This window comes from Streptomyces sp. B15, assembly GCF_018070605.1.
In the GTDB taxonomy this organism is placed as follows: Bacteria; Actinomycetota; Actinomycetes; order Streptomycetales; family Streptomycetaceae; genus Streptomyces; species Streptomyces smyrnaeus.
On the sequence record NZ_JAGPXJ010000015.1, the window covers coordinates 25,793 to 48,918 of the forward strand.

Annotated in this window: 18 protein-coding genes; 8 read left to right on the forward strand and 10 right to left on the reverse strand. The window is 71.5% G+C overall.

Annotated features, from left to right (window positions below):
- Positions 1-42: 42 nt before the first annotated feature.
- The 3 genes from KBY19_RS09815 to KBY19_RS09825 all read right to left on the reverse strand — a co-directional run bounded on the left by KBY19_RS09815 (position 43) and on the right by KBY19_RS09825 (position 3,912).
- Complete coding sequence (locus KBY19_RS09815; protein ID WP_180289670.1) at positions 43-198, reverse strand: hypothetical protein; 156 nt, start codon at positions 196-198, stop codon at positions 43-45.
- Between the two features lie 266 nt (positions 199-464).
- Positions 465-710 (reverse strand): hypothetical protein, encoded by a 246-nt coding sequence (locus KBY19_RS09820; RefSeq protein WP_099882005.1) that lies wholly within the window; start codon positions 708-710, stop codon positions 465-467.
- A 256-nt stretch (positions 711-966) separates the two neighbouring features.
- On the reverse strand, positions 967-3,912 hold the full coding sequence (locus tag KBY19_RS09825) for a BTAD domain-containing putative transcriptional regulator (RefSeq protein ID WP_185017295.1): 2,946 nt from the start codon (positions 3,910-3,912) through the stop codon (positions 967-969).
- A 211-nt stretch (positions 3,913-4,123) separates the two neighbouring features.
- Between KBY19_RS09825 and KBY19_RS09830 the strand changes: the two genes are divergently transcribed.
- On the forward strand, positions 4,124-5,344 hold the full coding sequence (locus KBY19_RS09830) for an amidohydrolase family protein (RefSeq protein ID WP_099882003.1): 1,221 nt from the start codon (positions 4,124-4,126) through the stop codon (positions 5,342-5,344).
- Between the two features lie 157 nt (positions 5,345-5,501).
- Here KBY19_RS09830 and KBY19_RS09835 read toward each other — a convergent pair whose 3' ends face one another.
- Genes KBY19_RS09835 through KBY19_RS09855 form a run of 6 tightly spaced genes read right to left on the reverse strand, consistent with a single transcriptional unit; the run spans position 5,502 to position 11,054 of the window.
- Complete coding sequence (locus tag KBY19_RS09835; RefSeq protein ID WP_307842681.1) at positions 5,502-6,743, reverse strand: cytochrome P450; 1,242 nt, start codon at positions 6,741-6,743, stop codon at positions 5,502-5,504.
- Complete coding sequence (locus KBY19_RS36335) at positions 6,716-8,023, reverse strand: cytochrome P450 (protein ID WP_247690806.1); 1,308 nt, start codon at positions 8,021-8,023, stop codon at positions 6,716-6,718. Before KBY19_RS36335 ends, KBY19_RS09835 begins: the two co-directional genes overlap by 28 nt.
- The gene (locus tag KBY19_RS09840) at positions 8,020-8,628 is read right to left on the reverse strand and encodes an ATP/GTP-binding protein (protein ID WP_099881999.1); all 609 of its coding nucleotides are present in this window, start codon (positions 8,626-8,628) and stop codon (positions 8,020-8,022) included. Before KBY19_RS09840 ends, KBY19_RS36335 begins: the two co-directional genes overlap by 4 nt.
- 40 nt (positions 8,629-8,668) lie before the next feature.
- A complete protein-coding gene (locus KBY19_RS09845; protein WP_185017289.1) occupies positions 8,669-9,037 on the reverse strand; it encodes a DUF742 domain-containing protein in 369 nt (122 codons plus the stop codon).
- Positions 9,034-9,459 (reverse strand): roadblock/LC7 domain-containing protein, encoded by a 426-nt coding sequence (locus tag KBY19_RS09850; protein ID WP_099881995.1) that lies wholly within the window; start codon positions 9,457-9,459, stop codon positions 9,034-9,036. Before KBY19_RS09850 ends, KBY19_RS09845 begins: the two co-directional genes overlap by 4 nt.
- A complete protein-coding gene (locus tag KBY19_RS09855; protein ID WP_210965602.1) occupies positions 9,456-11,054 on the reverse strand; it encodes an ATP-binding protein in 1,599 nt (532 codons plus the stop codon). Before KBY19_RS09855 ends, KBY19_RS09850 begins: the two co-directional genes overlap by 4 nt.
- 374 nt (positions 11,055-11,428) lie before the next feature.
- Here KBY19_RS09855 and KBY19_RS09860 point away from each other — a divergent pair, with 374 nt between their 5' ends.
- From KBY19_RS09860 to KBY19_RS09875, 4 genes are all read left to right on the forward strand, one after another.
- Entirely contained in the window at positions 11,429-12,382 is a 954-nt protein-coding gene (locus KBY19_RS09860) for a TIGR03619 family F420-dependent LLM class oxidoreductase (protein WP_210965603.1), read from the forward strand.
- Positions 12,383-12,397: 15 nt separating this feature from the next.
- A complete protein-coding gene (locus KBY19_RS09865; RefSeq protein WP_210965604.1) occupies positions 12,398-13,225 on the forward strand; it encodes an SDR family NAD(P)-dependent oxidoreductase in 828 nt (275 codons plus the stop codon).
- 304 nt (positions 13,226-13,529) lie between these two features.
- A complete protein-coding gene (locus KBY19_RS09870) occupies positions 13,530-14,660 on the forward strand; it encodes an LLM class flavin-dependent oxidoreductase (RefSeq protein WP_185017275.1) in 1,131 nt (376 codons plus the stop codon).
- 57 nt (positions 14,661-14,717) lie between these two features.
- The gene (locus tag KBY19_RS09875) at positions 14,718-16,457 is read left to right on the forward strand and encodes a D-aminoacylase (protein ID WP_210965605.1); all 1,740 of its coding nucleotides are present in this window, start codon (positions 14,718-14,720) and stop codon (positions 16,455-16,457) included.
- Between the two features lie 154 nt (positions 16,458-16,611).
- On the opposite strand, the gene KBY19_RS09880 is transcribed toward KBY19_RS09875, so the two are convergent.
- A complete protein-coding gene (locus KBY19_RS09880; protein WP_185019423.1) occupies positions 16,612-18,090 on the reverse strand; it encodes a CehA/McbA family metallohydrolase in 1,479 nt (492 codons plus the stop codon).
- A 183-nt stretch (positions 18,091-18,273) separates the two neighbouring features.
- Between KBY19_RS09880 and KBY19_RS09885 the strand changes: the two genes are divergently transcribed.
- The 3 genes from KBY19_RS09885 to KBY19_RS09895 all read left to right on the forward strand — a co-directional run bounded on the left by KBY19_RS09885 (position 18,274) and on the right by KBY19_RS09895 (position 23,094).
- Positions 18,274-19,101 (forward strand): TIGR03619 family F420-dependent LLM class oxidoreductase, encoded by an 828-nt coding sequence (locus KBY19_RS09885; RefSeq protein ID WP_099886575.1) that lies wholly within the window; start codon positions 18,274-18,276, stop codon positions 19,099-19,101.
- A 180-nt stretch (positions 19,102-19,281) separates the two neighbouring features.
- Positions 19,282-21,870 carry a bifunctional FO biosynthesis protein CofGH gene (locus tag KBY19_RS09890; RefSeq protein WP_099881985.1) on the forward strand — a complete coding sequence of 863 codons (2,589 nt, stop codon included), beginning with the start codon at positions 19,282-19,284 and terminating at the stop codon, positions 21,868-21,870.
- Between the two features lie 90 nt (positions 21,871-21,960).
- Entirely contained in the window at positions 21,961-23,094 is a 1,134-nt protein-coding gene (locus tag KBY19_RS09895) for an ADP-ribosylglycohydrolase family protein (protein ID WP_099881983.1), read from the forward strand.
- Positions 23,095-23,126 lie beyond the last annotated feature (32 nt).

Consider the following 23,126-nt stretch of genomic DNA (forward strand, 5'->3'; position numbering starts at 1 on the left):
GGCGCAACCACCGCGTCCGGCTGCTCCGCCGGACAGTCACTCTCAGCTGGAGTGGTTGTTGTCCGTACTGGCCGTGCTGACGGCAGTGTCGCCGGCAGCTGAAGCCGCCGGGCTGTCAGCCACGGCAGGAGTTCCCAGCCAGCCCAGCAACGCGGCGGCGACAGCGGAGGTGGCGAGGATTCTCTTCAGCAGACTCACTATGGCTCCCCAGGGGTCGGTTTCGGACGGGATCAGCTGTGTTGTTCCTCTGACTGGTCATTACCCATCTGCTTCCGGAGAGCGACCGGAAGGTTGGGAAAAGCCTGTGCATGTGTTGCACCGCGCGTCTGCCGCACCGCGAGCACCGCAGCGCTGCTGCGATGAGGCGTCCAGGTGAAGCAGACAGCACGCACGCGGGTCACCATCGACGGCTCCCCCTCTACGCCGTCGATGGCGACCCGCGGTCCCCCCTTGGAACGCCCTTGTCAGCGGGCGGTGGCCTGCTCCTTGGCAGCGGTGTCCTGCTCTTCTTCGGACACCTCGGGCAGGATGGTTCCGTGGTTGTTCTCCACGACCATCGGCGTGGACGTGCCGTGGTTGTTGTCCAGCTCGGGAACGCTGGTGCCGTGGTTGTTCTCGGTGCTGGGCACGCTGGTGCCGTGGTTGTTCTCGGTGCCGGTGGTGTTCTTCTTCGGCTGCGTCTTCTCTTCGGTCTGTTCGTGAGTGGCCATGGTGACGAGCTCCTCTTAGGGGCGTTGGTCGATGACGGCACCCGCCCAGCAGCTCCCCCGATGACCGCCGGGCGGGTGTTACGGCCGCTCACCGTACTGGGGCGGCGGCTCTTCCCCCAGACCCGCCTGCCCCCCGACGCGGCGGATCCATGGCTATGAGCATCGCTGAACGCGATAAACGATTGATGAACGGCTGCTGGTCGACCAGGATCCGGCAGCGCAGCGGCCCACTCACAGGGACGCGCCCGCCTCGGAATCACCTGTCGGGGACCAGATCCAGCAACTCGCGCACCTCCGCGCCTTCCGGCGAGTCGAGTGCTTCGAAGACCGCGGAGGCTTCCTCCAGGCAGGCACGGGCGCGGCGGGACTGCCCCAGCTCGAACAGCGCCTTGCCGAGGACGACCAGCACGGTGGCTCTGCGCCACTCGCCCCCGATGACCCGGAGTGCGATGGCCTGCTCCGCGTGGCCGGCGGCCTGCGCGGCGTCACCGGAGAGCAAGTACGCCTCGGCGATGCGGTAGTGGGTGACGCCCTCCCACAGCGACTGGCGGCTGTCGTGGAAGATCCGCCGTGCCTCCATGAGGTGTTGCAGGCCCTCGGAGATGCGGCCGGCGTGGGAGAGCGCACAGCCGAGCGTGTAGCGGGCGTTCGCCATCCGCAGGGTGCTGTCCATCTCCTCGTAGATCCGCATCCCTTGCACGGCGAGATCGATGGCGCTCTCGTGCAGGCCCAAGGCGATGTGCACCCGGGAGAGGTTGCACAGTGCGCTGGCTTCGGACGGCCGGTTGCGGTCGGCGCGAAACGCCGCGATGGCCTGTTCGAGGTGGCCCTCGGCGGCGCTGTACTGACCGAGGTAGGTCTTGATGATGCCCAGATCGTTGGGGGCGTAGGAGTTGGCCACCGGATCGTCGGCCTTCCTGCCCAGCTCCTCGGCGCGTACCGCCTCTTCCTCGGCCCGCCGGAAGTTGCCTCCCAGGGCGTTGACATGCGTCAGCATGATGCATGCCCTGGCGCCTGAGCGGGCGTCGCCCGCCGTTCCGGCGGCGTCCCGCAGCGCTGCCGCGGCCCTCTCGTAGCGGAGGGAGTGGATTCCGGAGTCCGCGAGGTCCTTGGTGGCTACCAGCAGATCCGCCGCAGGACCGAGGAGCCGGCCCCCGGCCGCCTGCTCGATCGATGCCATGAGGCATTCGCCCTCGCTGAAGAGCCACTCCAGTGCGGCATCCTGGCCGGCGAACTTCAGGCCGCTGTGCGTGGGCGGGCCGAGGTGGTCGACGGTCCGGTCGCCCGGGTGGTCGGCCGCGAAGACGTGGCGTGCCGTCGCCAGGTAGAAGTCCAGCAGCCGGGCCAGCGCGTCTTCCCGCACCTGAGGCGGCTGCTCCTCCCGCTCCGCGCAGGCGCGGGCGAACAGGCGGACCAGGTCGTGGAAGCGGTAGCGGCGGGGTGCGGCGGACTCCAGGAGGGAGGTGTCGACCAGGGACTCCAGCAGGTCCTCGGCGTCCTCCGGGGTGCGGTCCAGCAGGGCCGCGGCGGCGTCCAGCGAGATGTCGGGGCCCTCGGTGAGGCCAAGCAGCCGGAAGGCGCGGGCCTGTTCGGCGTCGAGCTGGCCGTAGCCCAGTTCGAAGGTGGCAGCCACGGCCTGGTCGCCTGCCTGGAGTTCGTCCAGGCGGCGCCGCTCGTCACCGAGCTTGGCGGCGAGTACGGAGACCGTCCAGGTGCGGCGGGAGGACAGCCGGGCCGCGGCGATGCGGATGGCCAGCGGCAGGAACCCGCAGGCGGCCACGACGTCCATGGCGGCCTCGCGCTCGGAGAGCACCCGCTCTTCGCCCACGATGCGGGTGAACAGGGCGATGGCCTCTTCGGGACTCATCACATCGAGGTCCACCAGGTGCGCTCCGGCCAGATCGACCATGCGCACCCGGCTGGTGACCAGAGCAGCGCAGCCGGCCGTGCCGGGCAGCAGGGGCCGCACCTGCGCGGCGTCCCGGGCGTTGTCCAGCAGGGCGAGCACCCGGCGGCCGGCCAGCAGCGAGCGGAAGAGCGCGGCGCGGTCCTGGAGGCCGCTGGGTATGTCGGAGTCGGCGACGCCCAGGGCGCGCAGGAACGAGCCGAGGACGGCCTCGGGGTCGGCGGGGGAGGCCCCGGCGCCCTGGAGGTCGACGTAGAGCTGGCCGTCGGGGAAGCGGTCGGCGGCGGCGTGGGCCACGTGGATGGCCAGCGTCGTCTTGCCGACGCCGCCGATGCCCGCGACGGCGGAGACGGCCATCACCGTGCCCTCGGCCTGCGCGAGCTGGTCGCCGAGTTCGGCGACGAAGGATGCCCGGCCGGTGAAGTCGGCGACGGTGGCGGGCAGCTGCGCTGGACGGGTGACGGTGGCGGCCGCCGAGGGCGAACGGGTGTCGGACTGGTAGGCCAGCTCGTCGTCGGCCTCCAGGATGCGCTGCTGGAGTTCGGACAGCTCAGGGCGCGGGTCGACGCCGAGTTCGTCGGCGAGCAGCCGCCGGGTGTCGGCGTAGACGGCCAGTGCCTCGGCCTGCCGCCCGCTTCGGTAGAGGGCGAGCATCAGCAGTTCGCGCAGCCGCTCGCGCAGCGGGTGCGCGGCGGTGAGCGCGGTCAGTTCGCTGACGGCCTCCGCGTGACAGCCCACCTGGAGGTCGAGATCGAGCCGCAGCTCCAGCAGGCCGAGCCGCCACTCCTCCAGCCGGACACGCTGGTGTTCGGCGTACGGACCGGGGATGTGGGCGAGCGGTTCGCCCTCCCATTGGGCGAGAGCCGCGCCGTACAGTTCGCGTGCCTGGGCGCGGTCCCCGCCCGAGGCGGCCTTCTCGGCGCGGAGTGCCAGCTCGTGTGCTGACTCTACGTCGAGTGTCGCTTCCGGGCCGGTGCGAATGGCGTAGCCGCCGGACTCACTGACCAGCAGTTCGGCGTCGGCGCCGAGGGCCTTGCGGATGCGGGAGGCGTAGGTGCGCAGCGCCGCCTTGGCCTGCTCGGGCGGCTCCTCGCCCCAGATGGCGTCGATGAGCTCCTCGGCGGTCGCGGTGCGGCCACCGCGCAGCAGCAGCGCCGCGAGCAGGGCCTTCTGCTGGGGGGAGCCCATGCCGATGGGCTGCTCGCCGCGCCAGGCACGGACGGGACCGAGCACAGTGAAGCGAAGCTGGTGCTCCTGATGCTCCGTCCCCACTCGCGTATGGTCCCCGGCGCCCATTGGCGTGCTCCCCTGCAGATCCGCACTCCTCCGTTCCCCGCAGGGGTCAGTCTGCCTTGTTCATGGCAATTACGTCAGCTCAGGTACCGGCCTCTCTACGAAGCCTTCGCGAATCCGGGTGCGGGCGGTGGGCGGGCGGATGCGGAACCGGTGCGGAAGAAGGCGCCGCACGATAGCTGACGGGTCGTCAGGTCGGCGCTACGGTGGCCGCATGGAGACCTTCCCGAAGATCATCTCGGTGGACGACCACACGGTCGAACCCCCGCATGTGTGGCGCGACCGGCTCCCGTCCCGCCACCGCGAGGCCGGCCCCCGCATCGTGAGAGCGCCGCTGAAGGAGATGACCTTCGTCGGCGGGAAGTTCGCGCCGAAGATGGGCGAGCCCGGCGACGACGGCCCGATCGCCGACTGGTGGGTGTACGAGGACCTGCGCCGCCCGCTGACCAGGCTGGACACCGCGGTCGGCTACGACAGGGACGAGGTGCGGCTGGAGGCGATCACCTACGAGCAGATGCGCCCGGGCTCCTACGACGTGGCCGAGCGGCTGGCGGACATGGACGTCAACCACGTCCAGTCGGCGCTGTGCTTCCCCACCTTCCCCCGCTTCTGCGGGCAGACCTTCACCGAGGCCCGGGACCGCGAACTGGGCCTGCTGGGAGTGCGGGCCTACAACGACTGGATGGTGGAGGAGTGGTGCGGCCCGGACGCGCAGGGGCGCCTCATACCGCTCACCCTCGTACCGCTGTGGGATGCGGAACTGGCCGCCGAGGAGGTACGCCGCAACGCGGCGCGTGGCGTACGCGCCGTCTGCTTCTCGGAGATCCCGCCGCGCCTGGGGCTGCCGTCCATCCACACCGACGCCTGGGACCCCTTCCTGCGGGCCTGCGACGAGACCGGCACCGTGATCGCCATGCACATCGGCTCCTCCAGCAAGATGCCCTCCACCTCGGCGGACGCGCCACCCGCCGTCGGCTCCACCATCACCTTCGCCAACTGCTGCTTCTCGATGGTCGACTGGCTGATGAGCGGGGTCTTCGACCGCTTCCCCCATCTGAAGATCATGTACGCCGAGGGCCAGATCGGCTGGATTCCGTACATCCTGGAGCGGGCCGATGTGGTGTGGGAGGAGAACCGGGGCTGGGGAGGAGTGGCGGACAAGGTGCTGCGCCCGCCCTCCGAGCTGTTCGCCGAGCACATCTACGGCTGCTTCTTCGACGACGCCTTCGGGCTCAGGAACGTGGAGTCCGTCGGTGTGCCCAATGTCCTGTACGAGACCGACTACCCGCACTCGGACTCCACCTGGCCCCGGTCCAAGGAGGTCGGCGAGGCCCAGATGGGTCATCTGCCCGCCGAACTGGTGGAGCGGATCGTCCGCGGCAACGCCATCGACCTGCTGGGGCTGACCCCCGAGGGGCTGTGGGCCGGCCCCTGACCACCGTGCGGCACAGCGGCACAGCGGCACAGCGGCACAGCGGCACAGCGGCACAGCGGTGCATCGCTGCAGCGGGGAAGCGGCGGGGAGCGGCTGCCCGGCCCTGTCCTCCGGGCCGCCCGCTCCCCGCCACCTCCGGATCGAGGTGCCGGGCCCCTCAGCCCAGCAGCCGTACCGGCAGCTTCGCGTAGCCGAAGGCGATGGCGGAGGGAACCTGCGCCAGCTCGGCCGCGGGCACCGCCAAGGACAGCTTCGGGAAGCGGTCGAAGAGCGCGGGCAGCGCGGTGCGCGCCTCCATCCGTGCCAGTGGCGCACCCATGCAGAAGTGCACCCCGTGGCCGAAGGCCAGGTGCTCGCCGCCCGGCCGCCGGACGTCGAACTCGGCGGCCCGCTCGCCGTACTTGGCCGGGTCGCGGTTGGCGGAGGCCATGGTGGACAGGATCGCGTCACCCTGCTGGATCGTGGTGCCGTCCGGCAGCTCGATCCGCTCGACGGCGAACCGCAGCGGCAGATTGGCGACGCTGGGCGCCCAGCGCAGGGTCTCCTCGATCACATCGTCCCAGGACGCCTCCCCGTCCCGCACCAGCTGCAGTTGGTCGGGATGGCTGAGCAGGGCGTGCACGGCGTTGCCGATGAGGTTGACGGTCGTCTCGTGCCCCGCGCCGATCATCAGCAGCAGGGTGTCCAGCAGCTCCTTCTCGGAGAGCGCGTCGCCCTCCTCGTCCCGCGCGGAGACCAGCACGCTGGTCAGATCCTCGCCCGGCTGCGCACGCTTGGCCCCGGCCAGCGCGGTGAAGGCCGCATGCATGTCCACCGCGGTCTGCCCGGCCTGCTCGGCCGTCAGCGTGGTGTCCATGATCAGGTCCATCAGCCGCTTCATCTCGGGCCGCTGCTCCTCGGGCACACCGAACAGCTCGCAGATGACGTTCATCGGCAGCGGATGGGCGAAACAGGAGCGCAGATCCACCGGCGCGCCGTCGGGCCCCGCCTGAAGCGCCTGCTGTTCCATGGCGTCCAGCAGCTCGGTGGTGATCTTCTCGACCTGCGGCAGCATGGCGGCCGTCCGCCGTGCCGTGAACGCCGGAGCCACCAACTTGCGCAGCCGTTTGTGGTCCTCGCCGTAGGAGCACAGCATGTTCTCCCGGTCGAGCCAGGTGAGCAGCCAGGTGTCGTGGAACTCGCCGCGCTGCCAGGCGGGCCAGTGCTTGCGCGGGTCCTTGGAGACCCGCGGGTCGCGGAGCAGCTGTTTGAGCACGTCGAACTCGTTGACGTACCAGGCATGGACGCCGGCCGGCAGCTCGACCAGGGTGGCGGCGGAGCCCGTCCCACGGATGAGCTCCGCCTCGCCATGGATGTCGCGGCCGAGCGGATCTAAGCGGACTGTCTGCTGCGCTTCCACGGGGTGCCTCCTGCGGAGTCGGGGCTGACGGGGCTGAACTGTGCGGGCAGCGAGACCAGTCCGCGCTGGAACGGGCCGGGCCGCCACTTCAGCTGGTCGTAGGACACCGTCAGTTCGATGTCCGAGAGCCAGGCGGTGAGACGTTCGATCGCGGTGGTGGCGATGAGCAGGGCGGGCTGCTGCGCGGGGCAGGCATGCGGTCCCGCCGCCCATGCCAGGTGCGAGCCGCCGCCGGAGCCGGCGGCCCCGACGCTCTCGCCGGGCGCCGAGCGGCCGTTCTGCGTGGTGGCCGCCGCGTAGGAGACCAGCACCAGCTGTCCGGCGCGCATCCAGACACCGTGGAAGTAGACGTCCCGGCGCGGATAGTGCGCCGAGTAGTTGGCCATCGGCGGCTCGTTGCTGAGTACGTCGTACAGCGCGTCGCGGGCCGTCAGCGCGCCTCCGGAGAGGTTGCCGTAGTAGCGGTCGTCGACGAGCATCCGGCTGAGCGCGTTGCCGATGAGGTTGGACAGCGGCTCGTAGCTGGCGCCCAGCGTCACCACGATCTGGTGGACGACCTCCTCGGCGCTCAGCTCCGCCGGGTGGTCGATGAACCAGGAGGTCAGATCCTGGCCCCGCTCCCGCTGCTTGAGCTGGGTCAGCTCGGTGATGTAGCGGGTGTAGGCCGCGTCGGCGGCGGCCGCCTGCTCGGGCGTCTCGCTGTCGAACATGCCGGCGATGCCCTCGATCAGCAGCTCACTGCTCTCGTCGGGCAGGCCGAAGACCCGGTTGAAGACGAGCAGCGGCAGCACCCGGGCGAACTGGCCGACCAGGTCGGCCTGGCCGTCCTGGGCGAAGCTCGCTATCAGCGAGTCGGCGACCTCCCGCACCAGCTGGCGGAGGTGGTGCGGCTCCAGCCGCTCGAAGCTGTCGTGGATGACCCGGCGGTAGCGGGCGTGTGTCTCACCGTCGGTGAACAGTGCGTTGGGCCGCCCGCGCAGCATCGGCATCACTGCCGAGTCCTCCGGCACGCTGTCCAGCCACACGCTGGAGTCCTTCGACCAGGTGGCCGGGTCGTGCAGCAGGTCCAGCGCCGCGCGGTAGTCGATCACCAGCATCGCGCCCACCCCGGGGGCGATCTCCACGGGGGCGACGGCACCGTACTTGCGCAGCCGCTCGTAGACGGCGTACGGGTCCGCGGCGAACTCCTCCCCGTACAGCGGGGTGACCTCGTGGTTCGGCCGGGACAGCGGCGGCGGCATCTGACTGGTGTGCCGACCCGGGCCTGGGGTGGTGCTCAAAGGGACTCCTGGGGCTGCTGCTGCGACTGGCTCTGCTGCTGTTGCTTGTCGAGGGCCTCTAGGACATGGCTGACGAGTGCGATCAAGGCGTCCGCCGACTGGTCGCGACTGCGCGCGTCACACACCACCAGCGGCGTCTCCGGCGCGAGATCGAGGTGATCGCGCAGGGTGTCGGGGTGGTGCTGAGGCGAGTCGGGGAAGGAGTTGACGGCCACCGCGTACCGCAGCCCCGCCTCCTCGATCATGTCCATCACCTCGAAGGAGTCGGCGAGGCGACGGGTGTCGGCCAGTACCAGGGCGCCCAGCGCACCCCGCGCGATGTCCTGCCACAGCGGGCGGAACCGGCGCTGCCCCGGTGTGCCGAACATGTACAGCACCAGGTCCCCCGGCAGCGTCAGCCGGCCGAAGTCGATGGCGACCGTGGTGGTGGTCTTGTCGCGGACCCCGGCCAGATCGTCCACCAGCGCGCCGGTACGCGTCATCACCTCCTCGGTGTGCAGCGGCTGGGTCTCCGACAGGGAGCGGATGAAGGTGGTCTTGCCCACCCCGAACGGCCCCGCGACCAGCAGCTTCACCAGCGTCTGCGGCTTGTCGTCCAGATACATGGAACCTGCCGGCTCCCCGGAGCCCGACGGGGTTTCCGGGCTAGGAGGACTTGAGAGTGCGGAGTCCATTGAGAACTTTCTCCAGAATCTGCCGCTCCGGCAGTTCGGCGTCGGGGATCGGGGCGCGGGCCATCAGTCGGCCCGTGTCCACCAGGTCGGCCACCAGGACCTTGACCACACTGACCGGAAGCCGCAGATGCGCGGCGGCCTCGGCGAGCGACAGCGCGCCACCGCGCAGCAGCTCCAACAGCCGGATCTCCTCCGGGCGGAGCCCGGAGACCGTCGAGGGATCCGTCGCACCGTGCAGCACGGTGAGGCGGTCGAGGGTGTTGCGGCTGGGCCGGGCTCGTCCGGTCGTCGCCAGATACGCAGGCACCAGGCGCCTGCCGTCACGGGGCGGCGGGGTCATGTGGTCGTGTCGTTCCTCGCCGGGGTGCTCATGGTCTTCGCCCCCAGCGACGCGACCTGTACCTGCATCTGGTGCGTGACCACACCCATGTTCACCTCGGGCCCCGCGAAGACGGCCAGCGTGGTGTTCTCACCCGCGGGGATCGCGAAGACCCAGCCGTGGTCGGACTCCACCACCGTCTGCCGCAGCCGCGCCTCGAACGAACCGGCGAACGCCGCCGTGGTCGTACGCGCGGCCCCCTGGAGCGCGGAGAGCATCGCGGCCACACCCTCGGCCGCGTCCCGCTCCAGGTTGGGCGAGCGTCCCTCGATGAGGCCGTCGCCGGAGATGACGGCCGCGTGGATGACGTGCGGCAACTCCAGGAGCGGACCCAGCACCCATGAGGTGTCGTCCCGGAGTGACCTGCGTGCGGGGATTGTCATTCCTGCGGATTCCCTTCAGCGGAACGGGGATCGGCGTAGTGGTCGGGGTGGACCGCGCTGCCGTGATCGGGGGCCGGGCTCGGTGCCGGCGGCACCTGGGGATGCGTACCCGTCTCTGCGGCCTCGCGGCCCGAGTTGGTGCCGCGCTGGAAGGCCGCCCAGCGCTGTGCGCTCTCCTCCGGCGACGCCTGCGGGGCCTCGGCGGGCCGGGCGGGCGCCGCGCTGTGGCCGCCCGACGCGGGAGCCGCCGCCTCGTCCGGGGTGCCCAGCGCCACGTACGGCACCGGACGCCGGCGCCGGCGGCGCGGCAGCCCGTCCTCGGACAGCTGGTCCTGCGGGTCGTCGGCCGGCCCGGGCCGCGTGGGCTCGCTCGTACGGCCCGCGCCGATGCCCAGCTGGGTGGTGTCGGCCTGCGCCGGCTCGGGCTGGGCCGGGCGCTGCGTGGCGGTGTGACCGGGCAGCGCCGAGGCGACCGGCGCGGCGGAGCTCGCGCTGGCCCGCGGCACCGGGGCCATGGGGGACATCGGCTGCTCGACGAGGAGGAGCAGCGTCAACAGCGGTTCGCCGGGGATGTGGACGATGGCCCGGACACCGCCGTAGGGGGACGGCTCGACGGACGCCGTGAAGCCGTACTGCTTGGCGAGCTGGCCCACGGTGGCGAAGCCCGTCTTGGGCGGGTCGCCGAGTTCGGTCAGCAGCACGCTGTCCTGGCCCGCCATCATCCGCTGGGCGCGGTCCATCTCCTCGGCGTGCATACCGACACCGGCATCGTCGATGATCACCGAGGCGCCGCGGTTGCCCTGCTGGATCGTTACGGCAACGGGTAGTTCGGGGTGGGAGTAGTGGAGCGCGTTGGCGAGCAGCTCGGTGAGCACCACGGCCGCCGGCTCCACGGCCCGCGCCACCACGCCCACCGGGTCGCGCAGCTGGTTGGTGACCTGGACGCGCTCGTAGCCGCTCAGCCGCGACATCGCGCCGACGACGATGTCACCCAGGTGCGAGTTCTGCCGGGTCAGTCCGGGCCAGGCGCCGCAGACGATCGCGGTGGACTGGATACGGCGCAGCGCCTGCTCGTTGAGGAAGTCGGCGGCCAGCAGGTCCTCGGCCACGAACGGGTCGTCGTAGCGTTCCTGCATCGTCTGCAACCGCGTCTGCAGCTGGTAGAGCAGCGCCTGGATGGTGGTCGTCGCACCGCGCATGGCGGCCTGTGCGGCGCCGTCCACGCGCAGCCGCTCCTTGGTGACGGCGTCGCTGACCTGCTCCAGCACCGTGGTGAGCGCGCGGTCGACCTCCGTGCCCCGGAAGGAGGGGTCGAGCAGGCCGCGCACGGGAACGTTCGGGTGGGCGAGCGCCGCGGTCAGGTCCGGGATGCGGGCGCCCGCCAGGTGCCGCACCTCTGCCTCCGTCGCCTGCGCGCGCCCGGCGAGGGCCGCCTGCTGGCGCAGGGCTTCCTGCAGGTCCTTGTCGGCCGCGGCGGAGCGCTGTCGCAACCGCCTCGTCTCCCGCGTCGAACGCGCCAGCAGGAGGGCGAGTGCCACGGCGGCCGCCGTCCCCACGGACAGGATGACGGTCAGCGCCACCGGTATCTCGGTCATCGGCGTCCTTGAGCGATTGGGTTGTCGTGCGGTCTGGCCCAGTCCGCGAAGGAATCGCGAACTGATCAGGAAACAGCAGTGCCGCCATGTTCCCTCAGTGGCGCTGCGCGCGCAGCCGGATGTGGAATCCGTGCTCCTGGTTGCCGAGAGCAAACGCGCCGCGCGCGGCGCTGAGGCTAACACCTCTGAGTAAGGGTCAGGCCACCCCTACCGGGGCGGGGCGGCCCGCCGAACGGGCGGAAGGCCCTGGCAGGACCGCGTGCTGCCGTACCGGAGTGTGTGATGCCACACAGGGGAGCGGCGGCCGGGCCCGGCAGGGAGTCGACCGCTGCCGCCCTCTTGTCTGATGGTGCGTCAGATACCAGTATGGCCGCGTGCTGACTTTCCCTCCCGGACAGCAGGCCTACGGGATCCAGCTGCCGGTCCAGTCACAGAGCACCCTCTACGCCGAGCCCTGGGAGGCGGCCGCCGGGCCCGCCGCGCTCCTCGCCGTTGCCCGTGCCGCCGACCGGCACGGATACGCCTACATCGGCTGCTGCGAGCACGTGGCCGTGCCGCGGAGACTGTCCGGTGCCATGAGCACCGTGTGGTACGACCCCGTGGCCACCCTGTCCTTCCTGGCGGCCGCCACCGAGCGCGTCGCCCTGCTCAGCCACGTCGCCGTCGTCGGCCTGCGGCACCCCCTGGCCACCGCCAAGCAGTACGCCACACTCGACCACCTCTCCGGCGGCCGACTCGTCCTGGGCGTGGGCGCCGGACACGTACGCGAGGAGTTCGAGGCGCTCGGCGCCGACTTCCCCGCCCGGGGCGCCGTACTGGACGAGACCGTCGACGCGCTGAAGGCCGCGCTCGGCGAAGAGGAGTTCCCCGCCTTCTCGGGGGACCGCTACACCTTCGCCGACCTGGGGCAGCGGCCCCGCCCCGCGCAGCGGCCACGACCACCCCTGTGGGTCGGGGGCTCCTCGCCCCGCGCGGTGCGCCGCGCCGCCCTGCGCGGCGACGGCTGGCTGCCGCAGGGCGACCCCCGCGAGGCGCTGCCGCCCAAGATCGACCGCATCCGCCGCCTCCGGGAGGAGGCGGGACTCGCCGAGACCCCTTTCACCGTCGGCGCCATCGCGGAGCCCCTCTACCTGGGGCGGCCCGCCTGGGACGTGGGCCGCCGCACCCTGCGCGGCTCCGCCGAGTCGGTGGCCGCCGCGCTGCGCCCCTACCGGGACATGGGCGTCACCCAGCTCCAGCTGCGCTTCCGCTCCCGGTCCCTGGACGAACTGCTGGACCAGATGGCGCTGTTCGCGGCGGAGGCCGCACCCCGGCTGGGAGCGCCGTAGCCCGAGGAGGCAGACATGGGGAAGCTCGACGGCAGGGTCGTCGTGATCAGCGGCGCCGCACGCGGTCAGGGCGCGGAAGAGGCACGGCTGTTCGCCGCCGAGGGCGGCAAGGTGGTGCTCGGCGACGTGCTCGACGACGAGGGCGAACAGGTCGCGGCCGAACTCGGCGCCCACCGCGCCCGCTACGTCCATCTCGACGTACGCGAAGAGGCCGACTGGCAGTCCGCCGCCGACCTCGCCGAAGAGGCTTTCGGCGCGGTGGACGGTCTGATCAACAACGCCGGCATCCTCCGCTTCAACGCGCTGACCACCACGCCGGTCGCCGAGTTCCGCGAGGTGGTCGACGTCAACCAGACGGGCTGCTTCCTGGGCATGAAGACCCTCGCCCCGCGCATCGAGGCGGCAGGCGGCGGCACCGTCGTCAACACGGCCTCGTACGCGGCGATGGCGGGCATGGCCTGTCTGACCGCGTACGCGGCGACCAAGGCGGCCATCGTCGGTATGACCCGGGTGGCGTCGATGGAGCTCGCGAGCCGGGGCATCCGCGTCAACGCTATGTGCCCCGGCGCGATCGACACGGCGATGACCAACCCCGCGAAGGCGGTGGACAGCGGCCTTCGGCTCGACGCCGACGCCGACGCCGACAGGGGCGGTGGCAGTGGCGCCGACCGTGACGGCAGCCTCGACGCCTTCTACGCCAAGCTCATCCCGCAGGGCCGGATGGGCCGCCCGGAGGAGGTCGCCAGGCTGGCGCTCTTCCTCAGCTGTGCGGACTCCTCGTATGTGACGGGACAGCCGTTCGTCGTCGACGGTGGCTGGCTCGCGGGCGTCTCGGTGCTCTGAGGGCGGACCCGTTCGCTCCACTTCGTCGCGGCAGTGCTCCACCCGCCGCACTCGGCATTTGCTCCTTCGCTTGCGGAACGAGGGTGCCGATGTACCGGAGGGCGCCCCGATTTCCGGCAGGAAGACTTCGCAAGTCCTTCAGCATTTCATGATCGTTCCTTCACGCCATCTTCACGTGCGCACCGGCCCTCGGGGGTCACGGCGGGGCCCTCCGTCGTATTGACGGCCTCACCCGGCGGTGCCAGAGTCGGTTCCATCGCAATCTGACGGTACGTCAGAAACAGTCGCCCAAGGAGATGACACCGTGGAGTTCGGGCTCTTTGTTCAGGGGTACGTGCCCGCCGCGCGGGCCCGGACCGATCCGCAGGCCGAGCACAACGCACTGGTCGAGGAGACCGAGTACGTCATCCAGGCCGACAAGTCCGGCTTCAAGTACGCCTGGGCCTCCGAGCACCACTTCCTGGAGGAGTACAGCCACCTGTCGGCCAACGACGTCTTCCTCGGCTACCTCGCGCACGCCACCGACCGCATCCACCTCGGCTCCGGGATCTTCAACCCGCTGCCGCAGGTCAACCACCCGGTCAAGGTGGCGGAGAAGGTCGCCATGCTCGACCACCTGACCGGCGGGCGCTTCGAGTTCGGCTCCGGGCGGGGCGCGGGCTCCCACGAGATCCTCGGGTTTTTGCCGGGAGTCACCGACATGAACCACACCAAGGAGATCTGGGAGGAGACCATCGCCGAGTTCCCCAAGATGTGGCTGCAGGACGAATACCAGGGGTTCCAGGGGAAGCACTGGTCGTTGCCCCCACGCAAGATCCTTCCCAAGCCGTACGGCGGCTCACACCCGGCGATGTGGTACGCGGCCGGCTCGCCCTCCTCGTATGCGATGGCCGCGAAGAAGGGGCTCGGGGTGCTGGGCTTCAGCGTCCAGAAGGTCTCCGACATGGAGTGGGTCCTCGAGTCCTACAAGGGCGCTGTCAAGGACGCCCGGCCCATCGGCCGCTACGTCAACGACAACGTCATGGTGACCTCGACCGCGATCTGCGCCGAGACCACGCAGAAGGCCAAGCAGATCGCCGTCGACGGCGGCCTCAACTACCTGCAGTCGCTTCTCTTCCGCTACCACGACACCTTCCCCCGGCCCCAGGGCATCCCGCAGTGGCCGGAGCTGATCCCCGACTACACCGAGGAAGTCGTCGATCTGCTGATCGCCGAGGAACTGATGATCTGCGGCAACCCCGAAGAAGTGCTGCGCCAGTGCAAGCGCTGGGAACAGGCGGGCGCCGACCAGCTCTCCTTCGGCCTGCCCATCGGCATCCCGTACGAGGACACCATGAACACGATCAAGCTCATCGGCGAGCACGTGATCCCGCAGATCGACACCGACCCGGTGCACCGGACCACCCGCTTCCGCGACGCGGCACGCAACAGCTGACCCGCGCCCGCAGCGCGCCGCTCGGACGGCAGGACGACCGAAGGAGGACCGCGCAGCATGCTTGACCACCTCATCACGGGCGCCACCGTCGTCGACGGCACCGGCGCCCCCGCCCACCGGGCCGATGTCGGTATCCGGGACGGCCGCATCGCCCACGTCGCCGAGCCCGGGACACTCCACGAGGAGGCCCGCAGCAGCCAGGACGCCACCGGACTGGTCCTCGCCCCCGGGTTCGTCGACCCGCACACCCACTACGACGCCCAGCTGTTCTGGGACCCGTACGCCACCCCTTCCATGAACCACGGCGTCACCACCGTCGCCGGCGGCAACTGCGGCTTCACCCTGGCCCCGCTCAACCCGCAGCGCCCCCAGGACGCCGACTACACACGGCGGATGATGTCCAAGGTGGAGGGCATGTCCCTGGTCGCGCTGGAGGAAGGGGCGCCCTGGAACTGGCACACCTTCGGCGACTACCTGGACGCACTGGAGGGCCGTACCGCCGTCAACGCGGGGTTCATGGTCGGCCACTGCGCGCTGCGGCGGCACGTGATGGGCCAGGACGCCATCGGCGGACAGCCCGACGACGCACAGCTCGCCCGTATGCTGCGGCTCTTCCACGAGGCGATGGAGGCCGGCGCCTGGGGGCTGTCGACCACCCAGTCGTCCACCCACTCCGACGGCGACGGCAACCCCGTCGCCTCCCGGCACGCCGAGCCGGAGGAACTGCTGGCTCTCTCCCGCGCCGTCGCCGACCACGAGGGCACCCAGATCGAGGCCATCGTCGCCGGCTGCCTGGACCAGTTCTCCGACCAGGAGATCGACCTGCTGGCGCGCATGTCGGCGACCGCCGGACGGCCGCTGAACTGGAACGTGCTCACCATCGACGCCGCCGTACCCGAACGGGTGCCACGGCAGCTGGCCGCCAGTGAGCACGCCCGGAAGGAGGGTGGCCGGGTCGTCGCGCTCACCATGCCCATCCTCACCCCCATGAACATGTCGCTGGGCACCTTCTGCGCGCTCAACCTCATCCCCGGCTGGGGCGACATCCTCGGGCTGCCCGTGCCCCAACGCATCGCCACACTGCGGGACGCCGACGTACGCGCCGAGATGCTGCGCCGCGCCGACAGCAAGGAAGCCGGTGTCTTCCGCCGGCTGGCCCGCTTCGACCGGTACGTCATCGGCGACACCTACGCCCCCGCCAACGAGGGACTGACGGGCCGCGTCGTCGCCGACATCGCCGCCGAACGCGGCCAGGACCCCTTCGCCTGCCTGGTGGACATCTGCGCCGAGGACGACCTGCGTACCGTGCTGTGGCCGATGCCCACCGACAACGATCCGGCGAGCTGGCAGCTGCGCAGGCAGACCTGGGAACACCAGGACGTCATGCTGGGCGGCTCGGACGCCGGTGCCCACCTGGACCGCATGTGCGGCGCGCCGTACACCACGCGCTTTTTGGGCGACTGTCTGCGCGGCCGGAAACTGGTCGGCCTGGAGCACGCCGTGCGGATGCTCACCGACGAACCGGCCCGGCTGTTCGGACTGCGCGAGCGCGGCCGGGTGCGCGAGGGCTGGCACGCGGACCTGGTGCTCTTCGACCCGGAACGCATCGACGCGGGCCAGGCGAGACTCGTCCACGACCTGCCCGGCGACAGCCCCCGGCTCGACTCGCGCGCGGTGGGCATCGTCGGCGTATGGGTCAACGGTGTGGAGACCATCCGCGACGACAGGGTGACCGGTGCCGTCCCCGGCAAGATCCTGCGCTCGGGCCGTGACACGGAGACGGTCGGCACGCGGTAGCCCGCCCGGGGCGGGCACCCGCCGCCACCACCCTCACCGACGCCGCGGCGCCGCGTCGGCCGGCGGGCCCCCACCTGGAGCTCGGCGGGGAACGTCAAGGTGCCCACAGCCGGCACCTCGCCCCGCGCACCGTCTCAGCGTCCCCGCCGCAGCCTCACTCCCACTCGTCGCCCAGCCGGACGGGGTTCGTCATGGCCGCCATGGCGCCGGGCAGCCCGGCGCCCTCCTGCGCGGGGTGACGTACCTCGGCCCGCACATACCGGGCCTGCGAGGGAGTCGTCCGCCAGGTGAGCCTCGAACCGGTGCCGGTGCGCATAGTGCCCTGGTCCGTGATCAGCTCCAGCGTGGCCCCCTTTGGCGCCCCGCGTACGGTGAGGGTGACGTCAACCGAGGCGTCGGGCCGGGCCCGCAGCGTCCCCCCGAGCGTCGCGTGTCCGCCGCCGGGGGTGGTGGCCCGCAGCTCGACGGAGATCCTCGAGGACTCGGCCAGATACGACCGCCCCGCCCGGATCCCCTCCAGCAGCGGGCCGCGCGCCAGAGCGTCCGCATGGACGACGGTCTGCGGCTCACCCACGTCCTGCCCCTCGCGATGCGCGTCGCTGTTCCCCATGGCGGGCAGCCACCCCTCGCGGCTGACGAGCATGTTGTCCCAGGCGGCCAGCGCGAGCTCGTCGTCCGCCGTCCACGGCCCGTTCCACACCTCGACCGCGTCCGCGTGCTCGTAGCCGAACTTCCACCGGCACCCCACGAACGGGCAGTTCGGATGCGCCGGTACCACCAGGCCGCCCGCCCGGTGGACGGCCCGCGCGAACCGCGGGTAGGCGTCGTCGGTGGCCCGGTAGCGCCAGTCGAGGAAGGTGCCCGGGTCCGTGCCGAGCGCGAGGTAGTGGCCGTTGCGGGTAGTGATCTCCTCACCGCACAGCACCAGCAGGTCGTCTCCCCACAACCCCTGCCAGGCGGCGTGCCCTGAGGTGGTGTTGTGCTCCGTGGTGGTCAGGAAGTCCAGCCCGGCGGCGCGCGCCGCTGCCGCCACCTCCTTCGGCGTACGCCGCCCGTCCGAGTGCACCGTGTGCAGATGGCAGTCGCCCCGATACCAGGCCCGGCCCCGCCCCTTGGCCCGCTCCGGCGGGTACTCCGGCCGCGGGGTCCGACCCGGCCCACCGTGCCGCAGCGTGACCGTCACCTCGTAGTCCATGCCCTGCGGCGCCACCGTGTAGGGACCGAGCACCACATGCCAGGTGCCCGCCCGCACCGGGCCGGCCAGATAGCCGGGGGTCGCCTTCTGCGCGCTGATCGCGAAGGAGTCCCGGAAACCGCCTGACCAGCCGCGGAATCCGCGTCCCCCCAGCGCCGTGCCGCGCTGGTCGAAGATGCCGATGTCCAGCGCGTTGCCGGGAGTGCCCTGCGGCACGTCCGGCTTGTCGTAACGGTAGGAGACCGCGATCTCGCGCACCCCCTCGGGAATCTTCACCGGCAGGTACACGAAGTCGGGTGCGCCGGGCGGCAGGTGCCCGCGCAAGGTCCGCTGCGCTGTTGCACCGTCCTCGGCGCGGGCGAAGCTCGCTTGGGAGAGTGTCACTGCTGTCGCGGCCCCGGCAGCGAGAGAGAGCCGCAGTGCGTCGCGTCTGCCCATGGGTGTGTCCGTCGGGGTGTCCATGGGGGAGTTGTACGCGCGGTCGGTGAGGGGGAGAAGTCCCCGCGGTGGCGTGTGGGCCAACTGCCGCGCCGCTCGCACAGGCGCCGTACCCCAAGGCACCGCCCCTGAAGGTGCCGCGCGGCCATGGAGTTCACCACCCGGCGCGGGCACAGTGACCGCATGCGGATCTCGACGACCATCATGCTCACCGACGAGACGATTCCGCCCTCCCGGCTCGCCCGCGCGCTGGAGGAGCGTGGCTTCGGCGGACTGTATCTGCCCGAGCACACCCACATACCCGTCAGCAGGCAGACACCGGCCCCGATGGGCGACCCCCTGCCCCGCCCCTACGGGCGCACCCTGGACCCGATGGTGGCCCTGGCCGCCGCCGCGACCGTCACCGAACGGCTCGCGCTGGGCACCAGCGTCACGCTGGTCGCCCAGCACGACCCCATCGTGCTGGCCAAGCAGATCGCCACTCTCGACCGGATGTGCGGCGGCCGGTTCACGCTGGGCGTGGGCTTCGGCTGGAACGTGGAGGAGGCCGCCGACCACAACGTCACCTGGCGCCGCCGCCGCGACCTAGTACGCGAGCGCATCGCCTTGATGCGGGCCCTGTGGGCGCCGGTGCCCACGGCCTACGAGGGCGAGTTCGGCTCCGTACGCGCCTCGCTGGCGCACCCCGAACCGGTGCGCCCCGGCGGCCCCCGCCTGCTGGTGGGCGGAGCCGCGGGCCCCACCCTCTTCGCCCACGTCGCCGAGTACGCGGACGGCTGGCTGCCGATCGGCGGCAGTGGCCTCAAGGACGCCCTCACCGCTCTCCACGACGCCTGGCGCTCGGCGGGCCGGTCGGGCGCTCCGGCCGTCGTCCCCGCCTATGTCCTCCCGTCCCCGGGCAAACTGCGGCACTACCGCGACCTGGGCGCCGAGGAGGTCCTGTTGCAGCTGCCCTCCGGCACCGAACCGGAGGTCCTGCGCACCCTGGACGACTACGCGCGGTACCTGTGAAGGGTGCACCGGCAGGCGGTGGGCAGTCGGCCGGTGGGCGGTCGTCCGCCGAGCGGTCGTCCGCGGGCGGCCGAGCGTCTGCCGGACGGAGTCCGGGGAGCAGGAGGGCCCGAGCGCCGGCCACCTGGGTGGCCACCCCGCGCCACCTGCGCTGTCCGTGTCGAGGGCTACGCTCGGGGGATGACCTCACACGGACAGACGCCGACGGCCAACGCGATGCGGCGAGCCCTCAAGCGGGCGCGGGACGGGGTCGCGCTCGATGTGACGGAAGCCGCTGTGCTGCTCCAGGCGCGGGGCGAGGACCTGGCGGACCTCACCGCGTCGGCGGCCCGCGTCAGAGACGCGGGGCTGGCCGCCGCGGGGCGGCCCGGTGTCATCACGTACTCCAAGAGCGTCTTCCTGCCCCTCACCCGGCTGTGCCGCGACAAGTGCCACTACTGCACCTTCGTGACCGTGCCCGGCAAGCTGCGGCGTGAGGGACACGGGATGTACATGTCGATGGACGAAGTCCTCGACATCGCCCGCAGGGGGGCCGAGCTCGGCTGCAAGGAAGCCTTGATCACCCTCGGCGACAAGCCGGAGGACCGCTGGCCCGAGGCGCGTGCCTGGCTCGAAGCGGAGGGCTACGACGACACGCTCGCATACGTCCGCGCCGTGGCCATCCGCATCCTGGAGGAGACCGGCCTGCTGCCGCACCTCAACCCCGGGGTGCTGTCGTGGACGGACTTCCAGCGGCTCAAGCCCGTCGCACCCTCCATGGGCATGATGCTGGAGACCACCGCCGAACGGCTGTGGAGCGAGCCGGGCGGTCCGCACCACGGCTCGCCCGACAAGGAGCCCGCGGTCCGGCTGCGGGTGCTGGAGGACGCCGGCCGCTCCAACGTCCCGTTCACCAGCGGGCTGCTCATCGGCATCGGTGAGACGTATGAGGAGCGTGCGGAGTCGCTGTTCGCGCTGCGCCGTGTGCAGCGTGCGTACCACGGCATCCAGGAGCTGATCATCCAGAACTTCCGCGCCAAGCCGGACACGGCGATGCGCGGTATGCCCGACGCCGAACTGGACGACCTGGTGGCGACCGTCGCCGTGGCGCGGCACATCATGGGCCCGTCCGGCTGCCTCCAGGCGCCGCCGAACCTGGTGGACGCCGAGTACGCGCGGCTGATCGGGGCGGGCATCGACGACTGGGGCGGCGTCTCCCCGCTCACCCCGGACCACGTCAACCCCGAGCGCCCCTGGCCGCACATCGATGAGCTGGCCGACAAGAGCGCGGTGGCCGGGTTCGAGCTGCGCGAACGCCTCGCCGTCTACCCCGAGTTCGTCCGGCGCGGCGAGCCGTGGCTGGACCCGCGCGTCCTGCCGCACGTACAGGCGCTGGCCGACCCGGACACGGGGCTGGCACGTACCGACGTACGCCCCGAGGGACTGCCCTGGCAGGAGCCGGACGAGGGCTTCACCCCCATGGGCCGCACCGATCTGCACCGCACCATCGACACCGAGGGCCGCACCGCCGACCGGCGGGACGACTTCGACGAGGTGTACGGCGACTGGCAGGAGCTGCGCGAGCGCGCCGCACCCGGCATGGCGCCCCAGCGCGTCGACTCCGATGTGCGTGAGGCGCTGGGCCAGGCCGCCGACGACCCGACCGGGCTCACCGACGAACAGGCCCTCGCCCTGCTGCACGCCGACGGGCCCGCGCTGGACGCGCTGTGCCGCACGGCGGACGACGTACGCCGGGACGCGGTCGGCGACGAGGTGACGTACATCGTCACCCGCAACATCAACTTCACCAACGTCTGCTACACCGGCTGCCGCTTCTGCGCCTTCGCGCAGCGCCGGACCGACGCCGACGCCTTCACGCTCTCCCTGGAACAGGTCGCCGACCGGGCCCAGCAGGCGTGGGACGTGGGAGCGGTCGAGGTGTGCATGCAGGGCGGTATCCACCCCGATCTGCCGGGCACCGCCTACTTCGACATCGCACGAGCCGTCAAGGAACGCGTACCGGGCATCCACGTGCACGCGTTCTCCCCCATGGAGGTCGTCAACGGCGCCACCCGCACCGGCATGTCCATCCGCGAGTGGCTGACCGCCGCCAAGGAGGCCGGGCTGGACTCCATCCCGGGCACGGCGGCCGAGATCCTGGACGACGAGGTCCGCTGGATCCTCACCAAGGGCAAGCTCCCGACGGCCACCTGGGTCGAGGTCGTCAAGACGGCGCACGAGGTGGGTCTGGGCTCCACCTCCACGATGATGTACGGCCACGTGGACCAGCCCCGCCACTGGCTGGGCCATCTGCGGCTGCTGGCCGACATCCAGCGGTCGGCCCAGGAGAAGGGGGTGCCCGGCTTCAGCGAGTTCGTGACGCTGCCCTTCATCCACACCAACGCGCCCGTCTACCTCGCCGGTATCGCCCGCCCGGGGCCGACCGCGCGTGAGAACCGCGCCGTCACCGCCATGGCGCGGCTGCTGCTCCACCCCTGGATCCCCAACATCCAGACGAGCTGGGTCAAACTGGGTACCGAAGGGGCCGCCGAGATGCTCCGCTCCGGCGCCAACGACCTGGGCGGCACCCTCATGGAGGAGACGATCTCCCGCATGGCGGGCTCCTCCTACGGCTCCTACCGGTCCATCAAGGACCTGGTCGCCATCGCCGAAGCGGCGGGCCGTCCCGCCCGTCCCCGTACGACCCGGTACGGCGAGGTGCCGCCGGAGCGGGTCGAGGCGGCCCACGCCTCGGACGGTCATCTGCCGGACCTGCTGCCGGTGGTGTGACGCCGGACGGCTCCCGCACTCCCCCCTCCGCCCGGCCGGATCTTTACTACAGTGCGGGAGCCACAAGGAGGCGAGGAAGGGCAGCGAATCGTGACAGGTGCGGGTGGCGGGGACGGTTCCCCGACGGCCATATGGGGGCGGGCCGAGCAGCAGGACTTCCGCAGCAGGGTGCGCGGCTGCCTGCTGGGTGGTGCCATCGGTGACGCACTCGGTGCGGGCGTCGAGTTCGACTCGCTGGCCGCCATCCGGGAGAAGTGGGGCCCGCAGGGTGTCACCGACTATGTGCCCGCGTACGGCCGCAGGGGCGCGGTCACCGACGACACCCAGATGACGCTGTTCACCGTGGACGGCCTCATCCGCGCCCATGTACGCCGCGACACCGGCGCCTGGCACCCGCCCACCGACGTGCACGCCGCCTACCGCCGCTGGGCGACCACCCAGCGGGACTGGGGCCCCGACGAGCGCCGCGAGAACGACGGCTGGCTCGCCCGCGAGGAGTGGCTCTACGCCCGCCGCGCGCCCGGCAACGCCTGCCTCAGCGGACTGGCGGATCCCCGTATGGGCACCCTGGAGCAGCCCAAGAACGCCGACTCCAAAGGCTGCGGCACAGTGATGCGCTCGGCGCCGTTCGGGCTGCTGGTGGGCTGGGAGCCCGGACTGGTCTTCCAGTTGGCTGTCGAGTGCGCCGCACAGACACACGGCCACCCCACCGGCTATCTGGCCGCCGGCGCGTTCGCCGCGATCGTCCACACGCTCGCCCGCGGCGACGACCTGGACACCGCAGTGCAGCGCGCCCTGGTGCACCTCTCGGCCCGTCCGGGGCACCAGGAGACGACCGACGCGCTCAAGCGGGCCCTGGGCGCCGTCCGCCAGGGCATGCCGTCACCGGACCGGGTAGCGGCGCTGGGGGAGGGCTGGACGGCCGAGGAGGCGCTGTCCATCGGTGTCTACTGCGCGCTGGTCGCCGAGGACGTCCGGCACGGCCTGCTGCTGGCCGTCAACCACAGCGGGGACAGCGACTCGACCGGCTCGGTCTGCGGCAACCTGCTGGGCGCCATGCACGGTGAGACAGCGCTTCCGCCCGGCTGGGTGGCCGAGTTGGAGGGCCGCGCCACGATCTTGGAGCTGGCCGACGACTTCGCGATGGAGATGACGCAGGGCCCCGCGCTGCACGGCCCCGGCACGGCCTCCCCCGCCTGGCTGGCCCGCTATCCGCGCGCCTGACGGGCAGGGCCGGACCCGCAGGACTGTCTCGT

What these genes read in the sequence shown, in the direction of transcription:
- KBY19_RS09820 (WP_099882005.1), bottom strand. Translation starts at nt 710, where the DNA reads ATGGCCACTCACGAACAGACCGAAGAGAAGACGCAGCCGAAGAAGAAC.
- KBY19_RS09825 (WP_185017295.1), bottom strand. Translation starts at nt 3,912, where the DNA reads ATGGGCGCCGGGGACCATACGCGAGTGGGGACGGAGCATCAGGAGCAC.
- KBY19_RS09830 (WP_099882003.1), top strand. Translation starts at nt 4,124, where the DNA reads ATGGAGACCTTCCCGAAGATCATCTCGGTGGACGACCACACGGTCGAA.
- KBY19_RS09840 (WP_099881999.1), bottom strand. Translation starts at nt 8,628, where the DNA reads ATGTATCTGGACGACAAGCCGCAGACGCTGGTGAAGCTGCTGGTCGCG.
- KBY19_RS09845 (WP_185017289.1), bottom strand. Translation starts at nt 9,037, where the DNA reads ATGACCCCGCCGCCCCGTGACGGCAGGCGCCTGGTGCCTGCGTATCTG.
- KBY19_RS09850 (WP_099881995.1), bottom strand. Translation starts at nt 9,459, where the DNA reads ATGACAATCCCCGCACGCAGGTCACTCCGGGACGACACCTCATGGGTG.
- KBY19_RS09855 (WP_210965602.1), bottom strand. Translation starts at nt 11,054, where the DNA reads ATGACCGAGATACCGGTGGCGCTGACCGTCATCCTGTCCGTGGGGACG.
- KBY19_RS09865 (WP_210965604.1), top strand. Translation starts at nt 12,398, where the DNA reads ATGGGGAAGCTCGACGGCAGGGTCGTCGTGATCAGCGGCGCCGCACGC.
- KBY19_RS09875 (WP_210965605.1), top strand. Translation starts at nt 14,718, where the DNA reads ATGCTTGACCACCTCATCACGGGCGCCACCGTCGTCGACGGCACCGGC.
- KBY19_RS09880 (WP_185019423.1), bottom strand. Translation starts at nt 18,090, where the DNA reads ATGGGCAGACGCGACGCACTGCGGCTCTCTCTCGCTGCCGGGGCCGCG.
- KBY19_RS09885 (WP_099886575.1), top strand. Translation starts at nt 18,274, where the DNA reads ATGCGGATCTCGACGACCATCATGCTCACCGACGAGACGATTCCGCCC.
- KBY19_RS09890 (WP_099881985.1), top strand. Translation starts at nt 19,282, where the DNA reads ATGACCTCACACGGACAGACGCCGACGGCCAACGCGATGCGGCGAGCC.